We start from the raw sequence: 6058 nt of genomic DNA, 5'->3' as shown, positions 1-6058 counted from the left end.
AGCCTCCAGGGTGTCGGTGTCCAGAGCACCACGTACGTCGCGCGGACACCCGCTGTCCGCGCTGTGCCGCCAGGGGGCGGTGCGGAGAGGGTTCCATGAGCGGGGTCAACGGCCCGGCGGTCGTCGCCGACGACGTCTCCATCGAGTACCGGGTCACCGGCGGCCGACCGATCCGGGCAGTCGACGGCATCACCCTGACCGTCGGGAGCGGCGAGATCCTCGCGGTGCTCGGCGAGTCCGGCTCCGGCAAGTCGAGCTTCGCGGCGGCGGTGGCCGGACAGCTCGGCGCACGCGGCGAGGGCGAGGGCGCGCACCGGCGGCACATCGTCGGGGGCGAGTTGACCGTGCTCGGGCAGCGCATCCGGGGGCTGCGGCCGTCGTCCCGTCGTCTCGGACGCCTGACCGGACGGATCGGGTACCTCTCCCAGGACGCCGCCGACCGGCTGAGCCCGGACCTGACCGTCGGCGAGGCCATCGCGGAGCCGATCTATGCCCGCGACCGACGCTTCGACCGGAAGGAAGCCGGGCTCATCGTGGCGCGGCTCGTCGACGCCGTGCACCTGCCGCTCGGCGTGATGCGGTTGAACACGTGGGAGCTCTCGAGCGGGCAGCGGCAGCGGGTGGCGCTGGCACAGGCGCTCGTCCTCGAACCCCAGCTGCTCGTCGCCGACGAACCCGCGCGCGGCGTGGACGTGCTCGTCCGGCAGTCCGTGCTCGAGGCCCTGGCGAGCCTCCAGCGCAACCGGCAGTTCTCCGCGGTCGTCGTGTCGAGCGACCTGCGTGAGGCCCGAGCACTCGCCGACCGGGTCGCGGTCATGGCCGAGGGACGACTCGTCGGGCTCGGCACCTTCGACGAGGTCCTCGACAGCCCGGTCGACCCCTACGTCCGGACGCTCGCCGCCACCGCGGCGCGTCCCGTCAAGCGCCCGACGACCGGGGCCGCCGGAGCACCCCGTCGGTCAGCGGCACCCCGCCGCCCGGCGACCGCCGGTGCGGGAACCAGCACCCCCCGACAGGAGCAGCAGTGAGCGACACCGACGTCCAGCCCCGCGGCCACCGAGCCGTCGTCACCGACGCCGGTGCACCGCTCCCCGTGAGCACGCCGGCTGCCGGCCCCGTGGCGATCCTCCCGGCGCCGACCGACCTGCACGTCTCGGCCGTGTCCGAAGCAGGCGGGACGGTCGCCGACCTCGGCGAGGACACCCGCGGGATCGTCTGGCTCGACGCCCGCGACCCGTCGGGGCTCGCGCAGGCGCTCGAGTCCGCGCCGGCGGTGTCCTGGGTGCAGCTGCCGTTCGCCGGGGTCGACGCCTTCGCCGACCTGATCCGTGAGCACGGCGACCGGGTGCTGTTCACCTCGGCCAAGGGCGCCTACGCGGAGCCCGTCGCCGAGCACGCGCTCGCGCTGACCCTCGCCACCCTGCGGGTCCTGCCGAAGCGTGCCCGGGTGCGGTCGTGGGGGACCGAGCCCGAGGGTGTCTCGCTCTACGGCCGTTCCGTGGTGGTCATCGGCGCCGGCGGCATCGCGCTGGAGTACCTCCGGCTGCTCGCGCCGTTCGAGGTCGACGTGACCGTGGTCCGACGATCCTCCACGCCGGTGCCGGGCGCCGGTCGCACCGTGACGACGGACCAGCTCGACGCCGTGCTGCCGGACGCCGACGTCGTGATGATCGCCGCCGCGATGACCGACGACACGTCCAAGCTGTTCGGCGCGGCGCAGTTCGCGCTCATGAAGCCCTCGGCCCGGCTCGTGAACATCGCCCGCGGTGGCCTCGTCGACACCGACGCCCTGGTCGAGGCCCTGCACGCCGGGGACATCGCCGGAGCCGGCCTCGACGTGACCGACCCCGAGCCCCTGCCCGACGGCCACCCGCTGTGGGACGCACCCGGTGTGGTCATCACCCCGCACCAGGCGGACACCCCGGAGATGGTGGAGCCGCTGCTCGCCGAGCGGGTGCGGCACAACGTGACGGCGTTCCTGACGGAGTCCGGCGAGGGTTTCGTCGGGGTCGTCGACCCGGCTGCCGGGTACTGATCCCGGACCGCGCCGCCCGGGCCCGTCGGAGCGGCGCGCCCGGGGTGCGTGTCGGATGCGCGGGTGCCGTTCGATGTCCTGCTATGCTGTTACCCGTTGTCCAGACCGGTTCCGGCAGGGCAGCTGATCCTCGATAGCTCAATTGGCAGAGCAGCCGGCTGTTAACCGGCAGGTTGTTGGTTCGAGTCCAACTCGGGGAGCGACAGGCCCTCACCGTCAGGTGGGGGCCTTTTCGTGTCCCCGGTGCTCGTGCTCCCGGTTCGGAGCCGCTGCCCATGTGGCGGATGCTCCTACCTGTTAGCGTTCACAGGTGCTCCCTGTCCGCCGTTCCGCCGTCGCCGCGCTCTCCGCAGCGGTGCTCGTGGCGTGCGGTCTCGCCGGGTGCACGGCGCAGGCGGAGTCCGAGCCGGACGACGCGGTCGACAGCACCCCGTCGTCGCAGGTCGAGGCCTCCGGCACGTCGCCGATCGTCTTCGCGTTCGTCTGCCGCGTCGACGACTCCGACCGCACCGAGACCTACACGACGTACTCCGCCGTGTGGAAGGACGCCCGCTCCGCGTGCCGTGCCGAGCGCATCACCGGGACGGAGGCCTCGGCGCAGCAGCGGGCAGCGGTCCGCGCGACGGACGGTGCCGCGACGCTCGAGGACCTCGCGACGACCTGCGCGGTGACCGGCCACGGGCTGTGGACGGCCACGATCACGTCGGACCACGACGCCCACGTCGCCGCCGGCCTGGCGGAGTACTGCCCGGGGCACCCGGAGATGGACCACCTGCACGACGCGATCGCGGCGTACCGGGGCTGAGCGGAGCCTCCTGGCCGGGGCGTCAGCCCTGCTGGCGGTGGCGGGTGTCAGCCTGCTGCGGTTGCGAGGTCAGCCCTCGGGGTGGTCGCGGCCGGGCAGCCAGGACTGTCCGGGGCCGCCCCAGCTGTGCTTCTTGACCGCCTTCTGGACCTGCTTCGCCCACGGGTGCACGAGGCGGTCCGTGTAGAGCAGCCCGTCGAGGTGGTCGAACTCGTGCTGGAAGACCCGGGCGAGCCAGCCGTGGGCCTCGATCTCGAACGGTTCCCCGTGCTCGTCGACCGCGCGGAGCAGGGCGCCCTCGGAGCGGCGGAGCGGGAAACGCAGACCCGGCACGGAGAGGCAGCCCTCGGACTCCTCGTCCTCGTCGAGTTCCTCCACAGACTCGGGTTCCGGGGGAGTGATCCACAGGACGGGGTTCACCGCGACGCCACGCCAGTGCACGCCGTCATCATCGACGTATGAGTACACGAACAGGCGCTTGCCGACACCGACCTGCGGTCCGGCCAGCCCGACGCCCGGCGCCAGGTCCATCGTCTCGAACATGTCCTGCACCAGGGCGCGCAGGTCGTCGTCGAAGACGGTGACCGCTTCGGCGGGTTCGTGCAGGACGGGTTCACCGGTGATCCGGATCGGGAGGACGGCCATTCACCCAGGTTATCGGGACCAGGACGGTACCCTCGACCCGTGACGCCGGACCTCCAGCTGCCCGCCGCAGTGAGCAACCTGACGCCGTTTCAGGCGCTCATGATCCCTGTCGCGCTGGTCGGTGCGGTGTTCCTGTCCCTCGGCGCGCAGTTCCAGAGCCGCGGGGTCAAGCGCGTCGAAGCCCGCCTCGGCAAGCAGTCCCAGGGCCTCAGCGTGCGCCACGTCCTGGCGCTGGTCTCGAGCGGGTACTGGGTGCTCGGCACGCTCATGCTCGGCATCGCCGTCGTCCTCCAGCTCGTCAGCATCACGTTCGCGCCGCTGATCGTCGTGCAGCCCCTCGGCGCCGTGGCGCTCGTGATCACCACGTGGTTCTCGTCGCGGTCGTCCGGCGTCCCGCTCGGTCAGGCCGCGCGCCGAGCCGTGTGGACCTGCATCGTCGGCGTCGGGATCTTCGTCTGCATCGCGGCGTTCGTCGGCCATGAGAGCGCGATCAGCCGGAGCCAGCTCATCACCGTGCTGGTGATCCTGGCGGTCGTGCTGGTGCTCGTGCTGGTGTCGTTCCGCGTCGTCGCGAAGCACAAGAGCGCGCTGTACTACATCATCGGCGCCGGGGTGCTCTACGGCTTCGTCGCGACGCTCGCCAAGGTCACCCTGAACCGCTTCGTCAACCACACGTTCGACTGGGTCACCGTGCTCGCGATCATCGGGGTCGTCGTCGCGGCGTCCCTGGGCGGGTACTTCGTGCAGAACGCGTACTCGGCGGGCTCGGCCGACCTGGTCATCGCCGGGCTGACCGTCGTCGACCCGATCGTCGCCGTGGGCATCGGGGTGATCGTGCTGAACGAGGCCGACGGGGCTCCGCTGGTGGCCGTGCTCGGGTTCGTGGTAGCCGCAGCGATCGCGGTCACCGGGGTGTTCCTGCTCGCCAAGCACCACCCGGAAGCGCGGCGCTAGGCCGCCCGGTCGTCAGTCGCGCGGCTTCCGCAGCTGCGCCGCTGGCCCACCCGGACGTCAGCCGCGCGGCTGACGTGGCCGGACCGAGCGGTACGGTAGCGTTCCAAGCCCAGACCAGCCCGGCACCCGAGCAGCACCGGTACCGGACGAAGGCCCAGGAGAGGACGACGCCCGCCGTGTCAGCAGACGCCACCCCCGTACCGCAGGAACACCCGGCCGAGCACCACCCGCTCCGGGTCCTCATGGCCGCCGACACGTTCGCACCGGACGTGAACGGTGCCGCGACCTTCACCGAGCAGCTCGCCGTCGGCCTGGCCGAACGCGGGCACGAGGTCCACATCATCGCCCCGGCCGCGAACCGCCACCACGGCACGTACGAGGAAGAGCACCACGGGGTCACCCTCACCGTGCACCGGCTGCCGTCCTACAAGTGGCCGCTCCACGCCTGGCTGCGCTTCGCCTGGCCCTGGACCGTGCGGCGCCACGTCGCTCCGCTGATCGACGCGATCAAGCCCGACGTCGTGCACATCCAGTCGCACATCATCATCGGTCGCGGCGTCGCCCGTGAAGCCCACGACCGCGGCATCCGCGTCATCGCGACGAACCACTTCATGCCCGAGAACCTGCTCGAGTACACGCCGTTCGGTCGCTTCACGCTGCCGATCGCCCTGAAGATCGCGTGGAACGACGCCGCGAAGACCTACCGCCTCGCCGACGTCATCTCGACGCCGACGAACCTCGCCGCGGACTACCTCCGCAAGGCGATCGCCGGGCAGCGCGTCCTCGCGATCTCCTGCGGCATCGACGCCTCCCGGTACGTCGCCCGCGAGGGCCGCCCCGTCGGCAACGACATCGTGTTCGTCGGACGCGTCGCCCCGGAGAAGAACCTCGACGTCCTCTTCCGGGCGCTGCCGCTGCTGCCGTCGGAACTGCACGCCACGATCACGATCGTCGGTGACGGCGAGATGATCCCGAAGCTCACTGCACTGGCCAAGGAGCTCGGCATCGAGGACCGCGTCACGTTCCTCGGGTTCGTCTCCGACGAGGTCAAGTACCGCGCGCTGACGAACGCCACCGTGTTCGCGATGCCCTCGACCGCCGAGCTGCAGAGCATCGCATCGCTCGAGGGCATGGCGTCCGGGCTCCCCGTCGTCGCCGCGAACTCGATGGCGCTGCCGCACCTCATCGACGGGAACGGGTACCTGTTCGAGCCGGGCGACGAGCAGGACCTCGCCGCGAAGCTCGCGCTGGTCCTCACCGCGTCGGACGAGGACTACGTCGCCCTGCGGCAGCGGAGCCTGGCCATGATCGAAGCGCACGACATCAACCGCACGCTCGCCACGTTCGAGGCGCTGTATCGTGGGGAGCCGGTGGCCTAGGCCTGCCGACGAGGGGCGGTAGCCAAGCTGGTCAAGGCAGTCTGCTCATAACGGAACGATTCGCGGGTTCGAGTCCCGCCCGCCCCACGTAGTCGCACAACCAGCGCGGGTTCGAGCCGTGCCGACGCTGGCCCACCCCACGTAGTCGCACCACCAGCGCGGGTTCGAGCCGTGCCGACGCTGGCCCGCCCCACGTCGTCGCACCGCAGCGCGGCCCCGCGCTTCGTGTGACAGGATCCG

Annotated in this window: 6 protein-coding genes and 2 tRNA genes; 7 read left to right on the top strand and 1 reads right to left on the bottom strand. The window is 71.6% G+C overall.

The annotated features are described in order from the left end of the window. Nucleotides 1-95 precede the first annotated feature (95 nt). The 4 genes from OXR63_RS17880 to OXR63_RS17865 all read left to right on the top strand — a co-directional run bounded on the left by OXR63_RS17880 (nt 96) and on the right by OXR63_RS17865 (nt 2840). Nucleotides 96-1028 carry an ATP-binding cassette domain-containing protein gene (locus OXR63_RS17880; RefSeq protein WP_267425574.1) on the top strand — a complete coding sequence of 311 codons (933 nt, stop codon included), beginning with the start codon at nt 96-98 and terminating at the stop codon, nt 1026-1028. Further along, nucleotides 1025-2035 (top strand): D-isomer specific 2-hydroxyacid dehydrogenase family protein, encoded by a 1011-nt coding sequence (locus OXR63_RS17875; protein WP_267425571.1) that lies wholly within the window; start codon nt 1025-1027, stop codon nt 2033-2035. The genes OXR63_RS17880 and OXR63_RS17875 overlap by 4 nt, the downstream gene beginning before the upstream one ends. A 127-nt stretch (nt 2036-2162) precedes the next feature. Continuing rightward, a tRNA-Asn gene (locus OXR63_RS17870) sits at nt 2163-2235 on the top strand. A 110-nt stretch (nt 2236-2345) separates the two neighbouring features. Then, nucleotides 2346-2840, top strand: coding sequence for a hypothetical protein (locus OXR63_RS17865; RefSeq protein ID WP_267425568.1), 495 nt, complete (start codon nt 2346-2348; stop codon nt 2838-2840). A 69-nt stretch (nt 2841-2909) separates the two neighbouring features. Here the strand turns inward: OXR63_RS17865 and def are convergent, their stop codons facing one another. Next, nucleotides 2910-3485: a peptide deformylase gene (gene def / locus OXR63_RS17860; protein WP_267425566.1), complete on the bottom strand. Its 576-nt coding sequence runs from the start codon at nt 3483-3485 to the stop codon at nt 2910-2912. Nucleotides 3486-3524: 39 nt separating this feature from the next. On the opposite strand from def, the gene OXR63_RS17855 reads away from it, so the two are divergent. From OXR63_RS17855 to OXR63_RS17845, 3 genes are all read left to right on the top strand, one after another. Next, the gene (locus OXR63_RS17855) at nt 3525-4439 is read left to right on the top strand and encodes a multidrug DMT transporter permease (RefSeq protein WP_267425565.1); all 915 of its coding nucleotides are present in this window, start codon (nt 3525-3527) and stop codon (nt 4437-4439) included. 176 nt (nt 4440-4615) lie between these two features. Then, nucleotides 4616-5818 carry a glycosyltransferase gene (locus OXR63_RS17850; RefSeq protein WP_267425563.1) on the top strand — a complete coding sequence of 401 codons (1203 nt, stop codon included), beginning with the start codon at nt 4616-4618 and terminating at the stop codon, nt 5816-5818. 12 nt (nt 5819-5830) lie between these two features. Beyond that, nucleotides 5831-5905: transfer RNA gene (locus OXR63_RS17845), tRNA-Ile, on the top strand. Nucleotides 5906-6058 lie beyond the last annotated feature (153 nt).

The organism is Curtobacterium sp. GC_Cur_3 (assembly GCF_026544205.1).
Classification (GTDB): Bacteria; Actinomycetota; Actinomycetes; order Actinomycetales; family Microbacteriaceae; genus Curtobacterium.
This window is presented reverse-complemented; position numbering and strand designations above follow the sequence as displayed.